The organism is Rhodococcus sp. NPDC057014 (assembly GCF_042673295.1).
Classification (GTDB): domain Bacteria; phylum Actinomycetota; class Actinomycetes; order Mycobacteriales; family Mycobacteriaceae; genus Rhodococcus_F.
This window is the reverse complement of sequence record NZ_JBHUSF010000212.1, coordinates 1-15,658: the sequence shown is the minus strand read 5'-3', so window position 1 is coordinate 15,658 and position 15,658 is coordinate 1. Positions and strand designations below refer to the sequence as shown.

Annotated in this window: 18 protein-coding genes; 7 read left to right on the top strand and 11 right to left on the bottom strand. The window is 69.5% G+C overall.

Features of this window, described 5'->3' with window-relative positions:
* The 3 genes from ACFTZB_RS30875 to ACFTZB_RS30865 form a co-directional block, all read left to right on the top strand.
* Positions 1 to 582 (top strand): 2-phospho-L-lactate transferase CofD family protein (locus ACFTZB_RS30875; RefSeq protein WP_378437280.1); only part of this gene is annotated, 582 nt, incomplete at its 5' end.
* Positions 579 to 1,943 (top strand): coenzyme F420-0:L-glutamate ligase, encoded by a 1,365-nt coding sequence (locus tag ACFTZB_RS30870; RefSeq protein ID WP_378437278.1) that lies wholly within the window; start codon positions 579 to 581, stop codon positions 1,941 to 1,943. The genes ACFTZB_RS30875 and ACFTZB_RS30870, both read left to right, overlap by 4 nt.
* 10 nt (positions 1,944 to 1,953) lie before the next feature.
* The gene (locus ACFTZB_RS30865; protein ID WP_087562376.1) at positions 1,954 to 2,502 is read left to right on the top strand and encodes an NUDIX hydrolase; all 549 of its coding nucleotides are present in this window, start codon (positions 1,954 to 1,956) and stop codon (positions 2,500 to 2,502) included.
* A 14-nt stretch (positions 2,503 to 2,516) separates the two neighbouring features.
* Here ACFTZB_RS30865 and ACFTZB_RS30860 read toward each other — a convergent pair whose 3' ends face one another.
* From ACFTZB_RS30860 to rfbD, 3 genes are read right to left on the bottom strand one after another with little or no spacing between them, the layout of a single operon-like run.
* Complete coding sequence (locus ACFTZB_RS30860; protein ID WP_378437275.1) at positions 2,517 to 3,596, bottom strand: sugar phosphate nucleotidyltransferase; 1,080 nt, start codon at positions 3,594 to 3,596, stop codon at positions 2,517 to 2,519.
* Positions 3,586 to 4,485 (bottom strand): glycosyltransferase family 2 protein, encoded by a 900-nt coding sequence (locus ACFTZB_RS30855; RefSeq protein ID WP_378437273.1) that lies wholly within the window; start codon positions 4,483 to 4,485, stop codon positions 3,586 to 3,588. The genes ACFTZB_RS30860 and ACFTZB_RS30855 overlap by 11 nt, the downstream gene beginning before the upstream one ends.
* 34 nt (positions 4,486 to 4,519) lie before the next feature.
* Positions 4,520 to 5,368: a dTDP-4-dehydrorhamnose reductase gene (rfbD, locus tag ACFTZB_RS30850; RefSeq protein WP_378437271.1), complete on the bottom strand. Its 849-nt coding sequence runs from the start codon at positions 5,366 to 5,368 to the stop codon at positions 4,520 to 4,522.
* Positions 5,369 to 5,490: 122 nt separating this feature from the next.
* On the opposite strand from rfbD, the gene ACFTZB_RS30845 reads away from it, so the two are divergent.
* Positions 5,491 to 6,969: an LCP family protein gene (locus tag ACFTZB_RS30845; protein ID WP_378437282.1), complete on the top strand. Its 1,479-nt coding sequence runs from the start codon at positions 5,491 to 5,493 to the stop codon at positions 6,967 to 6,969.
* Positions 6,970 to 6,992: 23 nt separating this feature from the next.
* Entirely contained in the window at positions 6,993 to 7,712 is a 720-nt protein-coding gene (locus ACFTZB_RS30840) for a TIGR03089 family protein (RefSeq protein ID WP_378437269.1), read from the top strand.
* On the opposite strand, the gene ACFTZB_RS30835 is transcribed toward ACFTZB_RS30840, so the two are convergent.
* The 3 genes from ACFTZB_RS30835 to ACFTZB_RS30825 form a co-directional block, all read right to left on the bottom strand.
* Positions 7,697 to 8,077, bottom strand: a complete 381-nt coding sequence (locus tag ACFTZB_RS30835; RefSeq protein WP_378437267.1) for a hypothetical protein — start codon at positions 8,075 to 8,077, stop codon at positions 7,697 to 7,699. The two genes, ACFTZB_RS30840 and ACFTZB_RS30835, sit on opposite strands and share 16 nt — an antisense overlap.
* A gap of 266 nt (positions 8,078 to 8,343) precedes the next feature.
* On the bottom strand, positions 8,344 to 8,871 hold the full coding sequence (gene purE, locus ACFTZB_RS30830; protein ID WP_378437264.1) for a 5-(carboxyamino)imidazole ribonucleotide mutase: 528 nt from the start codon (positions 8,869 to 8,871) through the stop codon (positions 8,344 to 8,346).
* Positions 8,855 to 10,114 carry a 5-(carboxyamino)imidazole ribonucleotide synthase gene (locus ACFTZB_RS30825; protein ID WP_378437262.1) on the bottom strand — a complete coding sequence of 420 codons (1,260 nt, stop codon included), beginning with the start codon at positions 10,112 to 10,114 and terminating at the stop codon, positions 8,855 to 8,857. Before ACFTZB_RS30825 ends, purE begins: the two co-directional genes overlap by 17 nt.
* A gap of 131 nt (positions 10,115 to 10,245) precedes the next feature.
* Here ACFTZB_RS30825 and ACFTZB_RS30820 point away from each other — a divergent pair, with 131 nt between their 5' ends.
* Positions 10,246 to 10,791, top strand: a complete 546-nt coding sequence (locus ACFTZB_RS30820; protein WP_378437260.1) for a GtrA family protein — start codon at positions 10,246 to 10,248, stop codon at positions 10,789 to 10,791.
* A 3-nt stretch (positions 10,792 to 10,794) separates the two neighbouring features.
* Here the strand turns inward: ACFTZB_RS30820 and ACFTZB_RS30815 are convergent, their stop codons facing one another.
* Genes ACFTZB_RS30815 through ACFTZB_RS30795 form a run of 5 tightly spaced genes read right to left on the bottom strand, consistent with a single transcriptional unit; the run spans position 10,795 to position 14,853 of the window.
* Positions 10,795 to 12,129 carry an ATP-binding protein gene (locus ACFTZB_RS30815; protein WP_378437258.1) on the bottom strand — a complete coding sequence of 445 codons (1,335 nt, stop codon included), beginning with the start codon at positions 12,127 to 12,129 and terminating at the stop codon, positions 10,795 to 10,797.
* Positions 12,130 to 12,137: 8 nt separating this feature from the next.
* Entirely contained in the window at positions 12,138 to 12,818 is a 681-nt protein-coding gene (locus ACFTZB_RS30810) for a response regulator transcription factor (protein ID WP_025432276.1), read from the bottom strand.
* A gap of 39 nt (positions 12,819 to 12,857) precedes the next feature.
* Positions 12,858 to 13,415, bottom strand: a complete 558-nt coding sequence (locus ACFTZB_RS30805; RefSeq protein WP_378437256.1) for a PH domain-containing protein — start codon at positions 13,413 to 13,415, stop codon at positions 12,858 to 12,860.
* Positions 13,416 to 13,430: 15 nt separating this feature from the next.
* Positions 13,431 to 13,988 carry an HdeD family acid-resistance protein gene (locus ACFTZB_RS30800; protein WP_378437254.1) on the bottom strand — a complete coding sequence of 186 codons (558 nt, stop codon included), beginning with the start codon at positions 13,986 to 13,988 and terminating at the stop codon, positions 13,431 to 13,433.
* Between the two features lie 16 nt (positions 13,989 to 14,004).
* The gene (locus tag ACFTZB_RS30795) at positions 14,005 to 14,853 is read right to left on the bottom strand and encodes a biotin--[acetyl-CoA-carboxylase] ligase (RefSeq protein ID WP_378437252.1); all 849 of its coding nucleotides are present in this window, start codon (positions 14,851 to 14,853) and stop codon (positions 14,005 to 14,007) included.
* Positions 14,854 to 14,969: 116 nt separating this feature from the next.
* On the opposite strand from ACFTZB_RS30795, the gene ACFTZB_RS30790 reads away from it, so the two are divergent.
* Positions 14,970 to 15,658 (top strand): carboxyl transferase domain-containing protein (locus tag ACFTZB_RS30790; protein WP_378437250.1); only part of this gene is annotated, 689 nt, incomplete at its 3' end.

Sequence of the window (15,658 nt, the reverse complement as noted above, 5' to 3'; positions counted from 1 at the left end):
GGTGTGACGTTGCTGCCGGTCACCGACGATCGTAGTGAAACTCACGTCGTGATCACCGACCCGGAGGACGGGGAGCAGCGGGCGATCCACTTCCAGGAGTGGTGGGTTCGGCACCGCGCGCAGGTCCCGACGCACAGTTTCGCGCACATCGGCGCCGAGCAGGCACAACCGGCGCCGGGGGTGCTCGAGGCGATCGAGGGCGCCGACATCGTGTTGCTGGCGCCGTCGAATCCGGTGGTCAGCGTCGGCGCGATCCTGGCGGTGCCCGGGATCCGGGGGGCGCTGCGCACCACCACCGCGAAGGTGGTCGGGGTGTCCCCGATCATCGGCGGGAAACCGTTGCGCGGCATGGCCGACGAATGCTTGGACGTGATCGGGGTGGACACGTCCGCGGAGGCGATCGGGCGCTGGTACGGGCCGCGGTCCGGGACCGGGATCCTCGACGGCTGGCTGGTCCACGACACCGACACCGCCGACATCCCCGGCGTGCAGGTGGCCCGGGTGCCGTTGCTGATGAGCGACCCGGACGCCACCGCCGCGATGGTGCAGGCGGCCCTCGACGTGGTCGGGGTGAGACTGTGAGCGCACCGACCGGTGGGGAGCGGGTCGATCACGCGCCGGGCGGGGCGATCGAGATCCTGCCGGTGACCGGGCTGCCCGAGTTCCGGCCCGGCGACGACCTGGCCGCCGCGGTGGTCGCGGCCGCCCCGTGGCTGGCCGGCGGTGACGTGCTGGTGGTGACCAGCAAGGTGTTCTCCAAGGTGGAGGGCCGGATCGTGCCCTCGCCCACCGACCCGGAGGAGCGGGACGCCGCCCGCCGGCGGCTGGTGGAGCAGGAAGCGGTCCGGGTCGTCGCCCGGAAGGGTCGGACGCTGATCACCGAGAACCGGCTGGGGATCGTGCAGGCCGCGTCCGGTATCGACGGCTCGAATGTGGAGGGCTCGGAACTGGCGTTGCTGCCGGAGGATCCGGACGGCAGCGCCCGCAGGTTGCGGGACGCGATCGCGGACGCGCTCGGCGTCACCGTCGCGGTGGTGGTCACCGACACGATGGGGCGGGCGTGGCGCAACGGGCAGATCGACGCCGCGATCGGCGCGGCCGGGTTGCCGGTGCTGCACGGATACGCCGGGGCCCGGGACTCGCAGGGCAACGAACTCGTGGTGACGGAGGTCGCGGTCGCCGACGAGATCGCCGCCGCCGGGGATCTGGTCAAGGGCAAGCTCGGTGGGGTGCCGGTCGCGGTGGTCCGCGGCCTGGGCCTGGCCGACGACGGGTCGCGGGCACGGGACCTGATCCGCGGCGGCGAGGAGGACCTGTTCTGGCTCGGCACCGCCGAATCGGTGCAGCGGGGGCGGGCGGAGGCGGTGCTGCTGCGCCGCTCGGTCCGGGACTTCGCCGACGACCCGGTCGACCCGGATGCGGTGCGGGCGTCCATCGCCGAGGCGCTGACCGCCCCGGCGCCGCACCACACCCGGCCGGTGCGGTTCGTGTGGATCCGCACCCGCACGGTGCGCGAGGAATTGCTGACCGCGATGCGGGAGCGGTGGCAGGCCGACCTGACCGCCGACGGCATGGACCCGGCGGCGGTGGCGGCGCGGGTGGCGCGGGGGAACATCCTGTTCGACGCGCCGGAGGTGATCATCCCGTTCTGTGTGCCCGACGGCGCACACCCCTACCCGGATCCGCGTCGGCGGGCGGCGGAGGCGACGATGTTCACCGTCGCGGTCGGCGCGGCCGTGCAGGCACTGCTGGTGTCGTTGGCCACCAAGGGAATCGGCAGCTGCTGGATCGGTTCGACGATCTTCGCCCCGGACACCGTGCGCGGTGTCCTCGGACTACCCGACGACTGGCAACCGCTCGGCGCGATCGCCGTCGGCTACCCCCTCGAACCACTCACACCCCGCCGGCCCACCGACCCCGGCGACGCCCTCATCGAGAAATGACCTGCACGCCATGAGCGCCGAATCACTGCACCGCACCGCGACCGCCGCGCTCGAGGGCTGGAAGACACTCGACGAGAACGACGAATCGTTGCGGCACACCATGCTTGCGTTCCTCGCCTCCGCGCCGCTGGGGTGCCTGCGTGAGTACGCGCCCGGACACATCACGGCGTCCTCCCTCGTCCTGGACGAGGGAGGGTGCCATGTGCTGCTCACCCTGCATCCCCGGGTCGGCCGGTGGATCCAATTGGGCGGGCACTGTGAGCCTTCCGACGACACCGTCGTCGACGCCGCACTGCGGGAGGCGTGCGAGGAATCGGGGATTCCCGACCTCCGGATCGACCCCGAACTGCTGTCGGCGCACACCCACCCGATCACGTGCTCACTCGGGCAGCCCACCCGGCACCTGGATCTCCGGTTCCTCGTCCGCGCGCGGTCCGGCGCCCACATCGTGCGAAGCTCCGAATCGACGGATCTGCGCTGGTGGCCGGTGGACGCTCTGCCGCCGAACGCGGAGAAGTCCACGATCGACCACCTCGTGCACCTCGCCGGACTGCGCTAGGGGCGCTGTTCCTTTCACACGTCCGTGCTGAACCGCACCCCGCCGTCGGGCAGCGTCACGCCCGGCCACACCCGCGCTCCGCGCAGCAGTTCGCACCGGGCACCGACATCGGCTCCGTCACCGATCACCGCGTCCCGCACGAGGGCCCGCGGACCGATGCGCGCACCGAAACCGATGATGGACCGTTCCACGGTGGCACCGGCCTCGACGACGGCGCCGTCGAACAGCACCGCACCGTCGAGTCGTGCGCCCGCACCCACCTCGGCGCCGCGGCCGACGACGGTGCCGCCGATCAGCAGCGCACCCGGAGCGACGCCCGCACCCGGATGGACGAGCGATTCGCCGCGGGGCCCGTCGAGCGCCGGCGACGGAGCGATGCCGCGCACCAGATCTGCCGAGCCGCGCACGAAGTCCTCGGGAGTGCCCATGTCCCGCCAGTACGACGAGTCCACGTGTCCGTAGACGCGGGCGTCACCGGCGAGCAGCGACGGGAACACCTCACGCTCCACCGACACGGGACGGCCCTCGGGGATCTGTTCGATGATCTCGCGCTTGAAGACGTAGCAGCCGGCGTTGATCTGGTCGGTCGGCGGGTCCTGGGTCTTCTCGAGGAAGGCGGTCACCCGGCCGTCCGCATCGGTGGGCACACAGCCGAACGCCCGCGGATCCCCCACCCGCACGAGGTGCAGCGTGACGTCGGCGTCACGGGTGCGGTGCGTGTCGAGGATCGCCCCCAGGTCGGTGCCGCCGAGGACGTCACCGTTGAAGACCATCGCGTGGTCGCCGCGCAGCTTCGGCAGAACGTTGCGGATGCCGCCACCGGTGCCGAGCGGTTCGGTCTCGGTGACGTAGTCGATCTCGAGTCCCAGCTTGGAACCGTCCCCGAAGTACTCCTCGAAGACCTCCGCCTTGAAGGACGTGCCGAGCACGACGTGCGTGATCCCGGCAGCCTCGATCCGCGCCAGCAGATGCTGGAGGAACGGCAGACCCGCTGTGGGCAGCATCGGCTTGGGCGCCGACAAGGTCAGCGGGCGCAGCCTCGTCCCCTTGCCGCCGACCAGCACCACGGCATCGGTCGTCTTCTCAATTGCCATCTGTCGTTCCCCCCTCGTTCTGGTTCCTGCGTCGCTCGCGGACCGCGGCGGCCACGGCGATCTTCGACCGCACCGCCAATCCTCCCCGAAGTGCCCACCGCAGCGGCGCCTGCCACCACTGGGGATGGCGATCGGCCTGGAACCGGTACGCGCTCTGATGGTGTGCGGGCAGCATCAGTTCCGGATGCTTGCCCGCGGCGTGCCCCTTCGCGTGAGTGACCTCGGCGGAGGGCACGTAGACGTTGAGCCATCCGGCCTTGCCCAGGCGGTCGCCGAGGTCGACGTCCTCCATGTACATGAAGTAGCGGGAGTCGAAGCCGTTGATCGAGTCGAACGCGACGCGGCGCATCAGCAGGCACGAACCGGACAACCACCCGACGGACCGCTCGCTGACGGTCTCGTTCTCCTGGCGGTAGCCGGCAGTCCACGGGTTGGACGGCCACACCGTGCCCAGCACCGCATGCCCGGCGCCCGACACCAGGTCGGGGACCTGACGCGCCGACGGGTAGATGCTTCCGTCGGGTTCCAGAACGAGAGGTCCGAGCGCCCCCGCCCGCGGCCAGCGCTCGGCGGCCGCGAGGAGAACGTCGATCGATCCGGGCGCCCAGCGAACATCCGGATTGGCGATGACGACGAACTCGATGTCGTCGTCGATCTCCGCCACAGCCCTGTTGATGGCACCGCCGTAGCCGATGTTCCCGCCGGTGCGCAGCAGGCGCACATGCTCGTGCGCCGCGTCCGCGGCCTCGGGGGCGCCGTCCGTCGAACCGTTGTCGGCCATCACGACCTGCGGATCTTCTTTCGTCGCCTCGGCGAGAGTGCCCAGGAATTGCTCCAGATGCTCACCTGGCGAATAGGTCACCGTCACCACGGCCAGCTTCGAACTCACGCGGGCAAGCGTAGCCGTTGAACGGGGGTCCCTCTCACACCGCGGCATGCAGAGCGGCGCGCAACGCGTCTCGCCACGGCCGCAACGGGGTCAGCCCGGCGTCGGCCCACGCGCGGCCGGACAGCACCGAGAACGCCGGTCGCGGGGCGGGGCGCACGAACTGGGTACTCGTGCACGGGTGCACGCGCTGCGGGTCGGCACCTGCCTCCTCGAACACGGCACGCGCGAGGTCGAACCAGCTCGCCCGGCCCGAGTTCGTGGCGTGCAGTACCGGTGCGCCGATGTCGCCGCGACCGGCCAGTTCGAGCAGCGCGTCGGCCAGGTCGCCGGCGAATGTGGGCGAACCCACTTGGTCGTCCACGACGTCGACCGTGTCACGTTCGCGCTCGAGGCGGCGCATGGTGGAGACGAAGTCGGACCCCACCCCGCTGTACACCCAGGCGGTGCGCACGATCTGCGCGGACGGAAGCGCAGCATGGACGGCGCGCTCGCCCGCCAGCTTGGTGCGTCCGTAGACGGTCGCGGGACCGGTCGGGGCGTCCACCTCGTACGGCGTGTCGCCGTCCCCGGCGAACACGTAGTCCGTGGAGACGTGGATCAGCCGGGCACCCACGCGGGCGCACGTCGCCGCCAGGTTCGCGGGACCGTCCTCGTTCACCGCCCGCGCGGTGCCCTCGTCCGACTCCGCGGCGTCGACCGCGGTGTACGCGGCGCAGTTGATCACCACCGAGCCGGCTTCGACCTGGGCATCCACCGCGTCGCGGTCGGTGATGTCGAGCTCGCCCGACCCCACACCCCGCGCCGGAAGCCCGGCGGCCTCGGCGCGTCGGAGGAGGTGTCCGCCCAGCTGCCCCCGGGCGCCGGTCACAAGGATGTTCGTCACGGCGCCCAGTCTGGCACGCCGATCCACGCCTCCCTGCTCCAGCCGCGTCGACCAGTAGCCTGGTTTCCGTGTCACACGAGCAACCCGCACCAGACGCTCCCCCGAGCACCGCTCGGCGGCCGATTCACATCGCTGTCGCGGTGCTGTCGGTGCTCGCACTCGTCGTCACGGGATTCGCGTGGCGGAGCATCGACTCGCTGCGCAACAATCTGGCAACCGCGGGCGGTCTCGGACTCGGCGGAAGCGCCGACGGCGCCGTCGACATCCTCATGGTCGGCACCGACAGCCGCACCGACGCCCACGGCAACCCCCTCTCCCAGGAGGAACTCGACTCGCTGCGGGCCGGCGAGGAGGTGGCGTCCAACACCGACACCATCGTCCTCATCCGCGTGCCGAACGACGGCAGTTCCGCCACCGCCATCTCGATCCCCCGCGACTCGTACGTCGACGTGCCGGGGATCGGCATGTCGAAGATCAACGCCGCCTACGGCGCCACCAAGGAGACCGAACGGCTGAAACTCGTCGAGGACGGAGCCACCGACAAGGAGGCCGAGGAGGAGTCGACGAAGGCAGGCCGCGAAGCCCTCATCGAATCGGTGGCAGAACTCACCGGCATCACCGTCGACCACTACGCCGAGGTCGGGCTGCTGGGGTTCGTCCTCCTCACCAACGCGGTCGGCGGCGTCGACGTCTGCCTCAACGAGCCGGTGGACGAGGACATGTCGGGCGCCCACTTCCCCGCAGGGGAGCAGACGCTGAAGGGTGCGGACGCACTGAGCTTCGTCCGCCAGCGCCACGACCTGCCCCGCGGCGACCTCGACCGCATCGTGCGCCAGCAGGTGTTCATGGCCTCGCTCGTCGGCAAGGTGCTGTCGGCGAAGACTCTCAGCGACCCCGGCAAACTGAACGAACTCAGCGGGGCGGTGCAGCGCTCGGTCGTACTCGACGACGACTGGGACATCATCGAATTCGCCACCCAGCTGCAGGACCTTGCCGGCGGCAAGGTCCAGTTCGAGACCATTCCGGTGGCGGACCTCAACGGTATGACCGACTACGGCGAGTCCATCGTCGAGGTCAAGCCGAAGGATGTGAAGAAGTACGTGGCCGGTCTCGTCGGTGAGGAGCCCACCGACTCGGAGGACACCACCACCAAGTCCGAGACCCCCGAGATCGACGCCTCGACCGTCACCGTCGACGTCGCGAACGCAAGTGACGTCGGCGGTCTCGCGAACGGTGTGGCCGACGCCCTCACGTCGCTCGGCTACGGACAGGGTGAGATCGGCAACTACACGGGCAAAGCGGTGAGCAAGACCACCGTCTTCGCGCATTCCGCGGACGACGACAGCGCCAAGGCGGTCGCGGCCGCGCTCGGCGGGCTCCCCACCGATACCGATTCGACCCTGCCGAAAGGCTCGGTCCGGGTGGTGCTGGCCGGTGACTACCAGGGGCCGACGTCCGCGGAGACCATCAGCACCACCTCGTCGTCCGAGTCCTCGGAGACGGGCCTCGAACCCGTGTCCACGGCAGGAACGACCCCCACCCCGGCACCGCCCGGCCCGCCCATCGATGCCGGCTCGTCGGGCCCGCGTTGTGTGAACTAGAAAACGAGAAACGGACTGTGTCCATGAACCATGCGTCCCGCACGCTGACCGATGCTCTGCTCGACCCCATCCTGAAGAACGACCCGGCCGGACCGCGCGTCACGTTCTACGACGACGCGACGGGCGAACGGGTCGAACTCTCGGCGCTCACCCTCGCCAACTGGGCGGCCAAGACCGCCAACCTGCTGCGCGACGAATTCGCCGTCGAACCCGGCGCCCGCGTCGCAGTGCTCCTGCCCGCGCACTGGCAGACCGCCGCGGTCCTCCTCGGCGCCTGGTGGGCCGGCGCGGAGGTCGTCCTCGAACCCGACGCGGACGCCGAGATCGCCCTCGTCTCCGCTGCGCGCGTGGGCGACGTCGAGGACGTCCCGGAGGTGGCGGCGCTGTCCCTGGACGCGTTCGGCCGCCCCGTTCCCGACCTCCCCGCCGGCATCACCGACTACGCCACCTCGGTGCGCGTTCACGGCGACCAGTTCCGGCCGACGGTCGCCGGACCCGCGCTGGCAGGCAAGAGCGTCGACGACGTTCTCGCCGCGGCCGTGGCGTCCGCCGAGTCGCACGGGATCACCGGCACCGACCGGGTACTGTCCGTCGAGGCGTGGGACTCCCCCGACGCCCTGATCGACGGGCTGGTGGCCGTGTTCGCGGCCGGCGCGTCACTGGTGCAGGTCGCCCACGCCGACACCGCAGCGCAGGCGCGGCGCGTGGACACCGAGAAGATCACCCGTCAGCTGTCCCGGTAGCCGCCGTCCGCGAGGCCCGCGGCGATCTCGAACCTGTTCCGGGCACCGCGGCGCCTCGACTCCTCGAACAGGTACCGCAGCGCGAACGTCCACCCGTACGTCGCCCACTGGTCGGCGTGGACCGCTTCGTGCCGCAGCAGCGATCTCGCCGGTTCCTTGCCGGTGAGAAACGCACCGCCGATCGTCGTGCCGCCGCGCGCATACCCACCGCGCATCCCGCTGCACACGAAGAGGCCGAACTCGTCGTCGAACGCGATGCGCGCACCCCACAGCCGGGCATACGCCAACGCCAGCCGGGTGATCGCGGCCGACTGGGGATTCCCCCGCGACGCCCGGATCACCGGCACCCCGCGGCTGCGTTTCATGTGCGCAGGATAAGCGCTCGCGGCAGCGTTCATCCACAACCTCACGCCCAGGCGCTCTTCGACTGCGCCGTCGTCATGCCCGAGCGAGATGCCACATCACTCGTCGATGCCGAGCTGAGCCCATCGTGTTCAGAGGAGACCGTCGGCGTCAGAATTGGTTCGTCCGGGAGGGGTGGATGGTGCTTGGCTTCGCGGCCTACGACGTGCTGGCCCCATCCCGATGCGATTGCCGACGAGATCATCGCCGCCGTGCGCCGGAAGTGAAATCAGCCCAGCAGCTTGTCGCGGAGGGCCTGATCCTTGCCCAGGACCATCTTCTCGAGCCCGTCCTGGAATGCGACCATCTGCTGCTGCAGGGCGGGGTCGGCGGCAGCGAGGATGCGGACGGCGAGGAGGCCGGCGTTGCGGGCTCCGCCGATGGACACGGTCGCGACGGGGACGCCTGCGGGCATCTGCACGATCGAGAGCAGCGAGTCCATGCCGTCGAGGTACTTCAGCGGGACGGGCACACCGATGACGGGCAGCGGCGTGGCCGACGCGACCATGCCCGGCAGGTGGGCGGCGCCACCGGCGCCGGCGATGATCACCTGGATGCCGCGGCCTGCGGCGTCCTTCGCGTAGTCGAGCATGCGCTGCGGTGTGCGGTGTGCGGAGACGACACCGACCTCGAAACGCACCCCGAATTCGGCGAGCGCCTCGGCGGCGGCCTCCATGGTGGGCCAGTCCGAGTCGCTGCCCATGATGAGCCCGACCTGTGCGCCGTGCCGTGCTGCCGTGTCACTCACCGTGTTCATCCCATCCGTCGGTCCATTCAGCGTGCGAGAGCCAGTGTGCGGCACGTTCGGCCCGCTCACGGATTCGTGCCACGTATTCGGGGTCGTCGATCGAGCCGGGCCCGCCGACGATGTTCACGTGACCGATCTTCCGGTCCTCACGTTCACCCTTGCCGTACAGGTGGATCTTCGCGTCGGGCATCCGCGCGAAGAGGTGGTGGACGCGTTCGTCCATGCTCATCTCGGGCGCAGTCGGTGCGCCGAGCACGTTCGCCATCACCGTGATCGGTGCGAGGGGTGCGGTGTCGCCGAGCGGGTAGTCGAGGACGGCGCGCAGGTGCTGCTCGAACTGTGAGGTGCGGGCGCCGTCCATGGTCCAGTGACCGGAGTTGTGCGGGCGCATCGCGAGTTCGTTGACGACGAGCGTGCCGTCGGTGGTCTCGAACAGTTCGACGGCCATGGAGCCGACCACTCCGAGCTCGGACGCGATGCGGAGCGCCAGTTCCTCGGCCGCCTCCGCGACCGCGTCGGGCAGTGCGGGGGCGGGGGCGAGGACCACGGCGCACTGTCCGTGGCGTTGCACCGTCTCGACGACCGGCCACGTGGCGCCCTGCCCGAACGGTGACCGTGCCACCATCGCGGACAGCTCACGCCGCATCTCGACCTTCTCCTCGACGAGGAGCGAGACACCCTTGTCGAGTTGCTGGGTGACGATGCGCTCGGCCTCGTCGGAATCGCCGGTGATCCACACGCCGCGACCGTCGTACCCGCCGCGGACGGCCTTGATGACGACGGGCCAGCCGTGTTCGGCGCCGAACTTGACGACATCCTCGGCCCAGGTCACCTCGGCGAACGCCGGAACCGGTGCGCCGAGTTCGCCGAGCTTGCGGCGCATCGCGAGTTTGTCCTGCGCGTAGATGAGCGCCGTCGGCGGCGGCTGCACGTTGACACCCTCGGCGACGAGGACGTCGAGGTGCTCGGTGGGCACGTGCTCGTGGTCGAACGTCAGCGCGTGCGACCCGACGGCGGCCCTGCGGAGCGCGTCGAGGTCGGTGTGGCTCCCGAGGACGACGTCGGGGCTCACCTGCGCTGCGGGTTCGTCGGCGGTGCCGGAGAGCACCCGCAGTGTCTGGCCGAGCGCGATTGCGGCCTGGTGGGTCATTCGCGCGAGTTGGCCGCCACCGATCATCGTCACGACGGGTTGCCCGGCGGTCAGATCGCGGGGAGTCGTGGGACGCGGTGTGGAGTCAGAGTTGCCGGTCACGGGTCACTAGTTTGTCACGTCCGGCGGCGGGTTCCACCGCCGAGGTCGCCGGTCCCCGGTTTCTGTGATTCTCCTGATGATCTCGCCGCCAATTGGTGGTATCCGGTCCGACTTTCGTAAACTCATCCGTTGTGTCATTTGTCGACGGCGTCCTTGCACGCGTTCCCCAGCCTTTCCGGGCTCTCGCGTTGCGGCATCACGAACTGATCAAGTTCGCGATTGTGGGCGGCACCACCATGGTCTTCGACCTCGCGATCTTCTATTCGCTGAGCCTCACGATCCTCGAAGAGAAGCCGGTGGTCGCGAAGGTTCTGTCCGGAATTCTCGCGACGGTCCTGAGTTACATTCTCAACCGCGAATGGTCGTTCAAGAACCGCGGCGGACGGGAACGTCACCACGAAGCCCTGCTGTTCTTCACGATCAGCGGGATCGGTGTTCTCCTCGCCGCCGCGCCCCTGTGGATCGCCAACAATGTGTTCGACATCCGCGAGACGCAGGACAACCTGACCACGCTCGTGATCGTCGACTTCGTGCTCAACTACATCATCGGAAACCTGCTGCAGATGGTGTTCCGCTTCTGGGCCCTCCGCCGGTTCGCCTTCCCCGACGAGAACGTGCATCTCGTCGATCCGGATCTCGTCGACGAGGCCGCCGAGGAAGAGATCGGCCAGCCCTGACCGTCAGCGCGGTTCCCGGACACCGGTGACGCGCGTCGGCACGTGCTCGCGGGCGATGGGGACGAAGATCGCGAACAGGGCCGGACGGCGACGTTGCAGTTCCAGCCGGCCACCGTCCGCCTCGATGAGCGCGCGGGCCAGTGCCAGGCCCACACCGGTCGAACCGGCCCCCGAGAAACCGCGGTCGAAGATGTGCGGCGCGAGGTCGTTGCTGACACCGACCCCCTCGTCCGACACCTCCACGCACACCATCGCCTCGCGCGGCGACAGTTCCTTGCCCGGCGCCCTCTGATTCTGTCCCTGGATCAGGCGCACCGAGACGGTGCACGTCCCCGCCCCGTGCATGAGCGCGTTGTCGACGAGTACGGCCACCGCCTCCCGGAGCCGGGAACCGGTGGTCGACGCCATCACGTTCGTGTCTCCGCGCAGCAGCAACTCGCGGTCGGCGTCCTCGAACGGCCGTTTCCAGTCCGCGATGACCACACCGAGCTCCCGGATGACCGACACCTGGGTCTCGGTGCCGCTGCTGCGGGACGAGCGGACCAGTTCGTCGATCGCGACGGTCAGCCGGTCCACCTGTGCCATGGCCTCGTCGGCCTCGACGACGACGGCCGGATCCGGGTGCACGGACAGTTCGTCGAGCCGGAGACGGACAGCCGTGAGCCGGCTGCGGAGCTGGTGGGAGACGTCGGCGACGAGCGCGTATTCGCGCTGCAACCGTCCCGCGATCTCGACGGTCGCCGAGTCGAGAACGTCGGAGACGCGGTCGAGTTCGGGGATGCCGTGGCGTCGCACGTCCGGCCGGAAGTCGCCCTCGGCGAGCCGGGCCGCCCGGTTCGCGACGTCCCGTAGCGGATCGGCGAGCCGCTTCGCCGTGACGTAGGCCACGACGGTGCCTGCGGCGATGGACACGAGCACCAGCAGCGCGACGGCACCGACGGCCTGGCGTTGCTGGGTGCGCATCTCGTCGGACGGCACCTCGAGGCGGAGCGAACCGGACGTGCCCATCGCGAGAGACTCCACCAGTGGCGACTGCACGGACGATTCGCCGATGTCGACGCGCGCGGCGCCGTCGTCGGTCGTCGGGTACACCACGACCAGACGGCCCCCGGCGGGCGTCAGCAGTCGCAGAGAGTTCGTGTCCAGGTCGCCCTCGACGACGCCGTTGACGCCCTCCTGGGTGATGATCTCCGCCGCCATCCGATCCAGCCGGACCTGCAGGTCGCTCCGGTTGAAGTCCTCGACCCACAACCAGGCCGTGTAGATCAGCGGCACGCCGAGCAGCAGCGCCGTGAGGATCACCACTGCGAGGATCGACTGGAGAATTCTGCGGCGCACTGGCCCGCCTAGTCGGTGTTGATGCGGAAACCGACGCCGCGGACCGTCGCGATGCGGCGTTCGGCGGCGGGCCCCTCGTCACCGATCTTCCGGCGAAGCCACGACATGTGCATGTCGAGGGTCTTCGAGCCGCGCAGTTCCACGTCGCCCCACACTTCCGCGAGAATCGTGTCGCGCGACACCACCTGCCCCGCATGTTCGAGCAGCACCCGCAGAAGCTCGTACTCCTTGTTGGCGAGGGCGATCTCGGTTCCGTTCACGAGCACCCGGCGGGCCGCCGGCTCGAGCCGGATGCCTCCGACCTCGACGACGGAATCCTCGCCGCCGCCGCGACGGCGCAGCAGGGCACGCACCCGGGCCATCAACTCCGCCAACCGGAACGGCTTGCCCACGTAGTCGTCGGCGCCCGCATCGAGTCCGACGACGAAGTCGACCTCGTCGGTGCGCGCGGTGAGCATGAGCACCGCCAGCTCCGAACTGTGGGCACGGACCTGCCTGCACACCTCGAGCCCGTCCATCCCCGGGAGTCCGAGGTCCAGGATCAGTAGGTCGTAGGCACCGTCGAGCGCCTGCTCGAGCGCTGCCGGGCCGGTCTGCTCGATGGTGACGTCGTACCCTTCCCGGCCCAGTGCCCGCGACAGCGGGGCGGCGATGGCTTCGTCATCTTCGGCAAGCAATACAGCAGTCACCTCCACAGCGTACGGAGGTGCGGAGACAGCCGTGACCGGTTACCAGCCTTTGCCGGTGTCGGCGTCGCCGCGCGGGTCTTCCCGCTCCCGTTCGCGGTGCAGATCCATCGCGTCGAACACCTGGTGGTAGAGCAGCGAGTGGACGCGCTGAACGTCGGGGATGTCGTCGAATTCCAGCGGGTCGTCGGAGGACGACACGATGACGAGCGTTCCGGTGCGGAGCATCCGGTCGAGGAGGCCGTGCCGGAACTGCACGTTGCTGATGCGTCCCATCGGAATGTCGATCCCCGTGTGGGTCATCACACCCTGGCGGATGAGGACGCGTCGGTCGGTGACGATGAAGTGGGTGAACTTCCAGCTGAGAAACGGCGCGACGCAGCGCCATACGACGAGTCCCAGCCACAGCACGAGGACGACGACGAGCACGACGTTCAGCGCGGAGCCGTCCAGCTTGTTCTCGGCGAAACCCGCCGCGAAACCCGCGACCGCCGTCGCCAGCAGAAAGGTGACGGCGGGGAGCAGCAACATCTTCCAGTGCGGATGGCGGTGAAGCAGTAGTTCCTCGTCCTCGGCGAGCGCGTCCTCCGGATATCCCATGCGAAGAGTGTGCCTCTACCGCATGCGGCTGAGCACGATCGGGGTGATCACGATGATGATGCCGTACAGCACCATCCACACTCCGACCACGATCACGAACACCTCGAGCGACAGTTCGGGCTGCAGGAGCACAAACGCCCCGGCGACGACGCTGATCACTCCGAGCACGATGGTCAGGCCACGGTTCGCGACCGAACCGGAGGCCCCCTCGACGATGTCGAGGACACCCCGGAACACCCACCACGCACCGACGACGAGCGCGATGATGACGACGGTCTGGAGCGGGCTCCTCAGCACGAGGAACGCGAGAAGTATTGCCAGGGCGCCGGATACGCCAATCAGGGTGCGCGCGCCTCCACCGGCCTCGACGTCGGCGAACGCCCGGATGATCTGGACGATCCCGAATCCGAAGAACTGGATGGCGATCAGGACGGCCAGCACCGTGAGTGTCACGTGCGGCCACACGAGCACGGCGATGCCCAGGCCCAGGGTGAGCAGACCGAGCACCACCGTGAGACCGGTCAACGTGCGCCGGGCTGCGGTGACGGAGGACTCCGGAATTGAGGTACTCATGTACCACAGTGTGGCACTACTCGGTGCGCACCGGGCGTAAATGTGTGATGTCACCTGCGGCGACGGCGACCGTGCCGGGCTGTCCGTCGGGGGCGATCACGACCCGGCCCTCCGCGTCGACGTCCGTTGCGATGCCGATCAGTTCGCGCCCGCCGGGCAGTTCGGCGCGCACCCGCTGGCCGAGTGTGCCGCAGCGCTCACGGTAGGCCGCGGCGAGTTCCGTGACGTCCCAGTTCGAGTCGTGCCACTGCCGCCAGCGGTCGGCGATGGCGCGCAGCACCGCCCGCACCAGGGTGTCGCGGTCACTGACCTCGGCGCCCTCGAGGACGAGCGACGTCGCGTGCTCGACGGGCAGTTCGTCTCTCGTGAGGCTCACGTTGAGTCCGATCCCCACGACGACTGCGGGATCCGGTGCCGTGGCGGACACCTCGGCGAGGATCCCGGCGACCTTGCGTCCGTCGATGAGCACATCGTTGGGCCACTTCAGTTCCGCCGGGACCTCGGCGGTGGCGCGCAGCGCGTCGACGACGGCGACGCCGGTCAGCAGCGGCAGCCACCCCATGTCCTGGAGGCTCATCCCCGGCATCGTCAGCAACGCCGAGACGGCGATCTGTGCCTGCGGCGGACTCACCCAGGCGCGCGAGTGGCGGCCCCGGCCGCTGCCCTGGAATTCGGCGAGCAGCACGTGCCGGTCGCAGTCCGACGTCGCGGCGCGCGCGAGAAGGTCCGCGTTGGTGGACCCGGTCTCCTGCACCACGTCGAGCCGCGACCAGAACTTGCGGGGGTCGCTGTCGTCGTCACCGCGGACGAGCGCCGCCCGCAGATTGTCGGCGTTGAGAGGGGGTCGGTTCAGGTCGGTCCACATCACCACAGCCTAGGACGAGCAGGAAAAGGTACTGGTCAGTAGCCGGGTCCGGGCAACCCGCCGCGTGACCACCTCCCTTGGCGGAAGCTCGCCGGCGCTCGTTAAGCTGACCTGTCATGACCACTGTTCAGGAGCCGAGCGCGGCGGAGTCGGCGAGTACGCCCGATATTCACACGACGGCGGGAAAGCTCGCCGACCTGCGTAATCGTCAGGCCGAGGCGCAGCACCCGAGCGGTGAAGCCGCGGTCGAGAAGGTGCACGCCAAGGGCAAGCTCACCGCCCGCGAACGCATCACCGCCCTGCTCGACGAGGGCTCCTTCGTCGAACTCGACGCCCTCGCCCGGCACCGCTCGGTGAACTTCGGCCTCGCCGACAACCGCCCCGTGGGCGATGGCGTCGTCACCGGCTACGGCACCGTCGACGGCCGCGACGTGTGCGTCTTCTCCCAGGACGCCACCGTCTTCGGCGGCTCCCTCGGCGAAATCTACGGCGAAAAAATCGTCAAGGTCATGGACCTCGCCCTCAAAACCGGGCGCCCCCTGATCGGCATCAACGAAGGCGCCGGCGCCCGCATCCAGGAAGGCGTCGTCTCCCTCGGCCTCTACGGCGAAATCTTCCACCGCAACGTCCAGGCGTCGGGCGTCATCCCCCAGATCTCCCTGATCATGGGCCCCGCCGCCGGCGGCCACGTCTACTCCCCCGCCCTCACCGACTTCGTCGTCATGGTCGACCAGACCTCCCAGATGTTCGTCACCGGCCCCGACGTCATCAAGACCGTCACCGGCGAAGACGTCACCATGGAAGA

Excerpts from the sequence above, each read along its gene's own strand:
- ACFTZB_RS30865 (WP_087562376.1), top strand. The coding sequence starts at position 1,954 with ATGAGCGCCGAATCACTGCACCGCACCGCGACCGCCGCGCTCGAGGGC.
- ACFTZB_RS30860 (WP_378437275.1), bottom strand. The coding sequence starts at position 3,596 with ATGGCAATTGAGAAGACGACCGATGCCGTGGTGCTGGTCGGCGGCAAG.
- ACFTZB_RS30840 (WP_378437269.1), top strand. The coding sequence starts at position 6,993 with ATGAACCATGCGTCCCGCACGCTGACCGATGCTCTGCTCGACCCCATC.
- ACFTZB_RS30835 (WP_378437267.1), bottom strand. The coding sequence starts at position 8,077 with ATGAAACGCAGCCGCGGGGTGCCGGTGATCCGGGCGTCGCGGGGGAAT.
- purE (WP_378437264.1), bottom strand. The coding sequence starts at position 8,871 with ATGAACACGGTGAGTGACACGGCAGCACGGCACGGCGCACAGGTCGGG.
- ACFTZB_RS30805 (WP_378437256.1), bottom strand. The coding sequence starts at position 13,415 with ATGGGATATCCGGAGGACGCGCTCGCCGAGGACGAGGAACTACTGCTT.
- ACFTZB_RS30800 (WP_378437254.1), bottom strand. The coding sequence starts at position 13,988 with ATGAGTACCTCAATTCCGGAGTCCTCCGTCACCGCAGCCCGGCGCACG.
- ACFTZB_RS30795 (WP_378437252.1), bottom strand. The coding sequence starts at position 14,853 with ATGTGGACCGACCTGAACCGACCCCCTCTCAACGCCGACAATCTGCGG.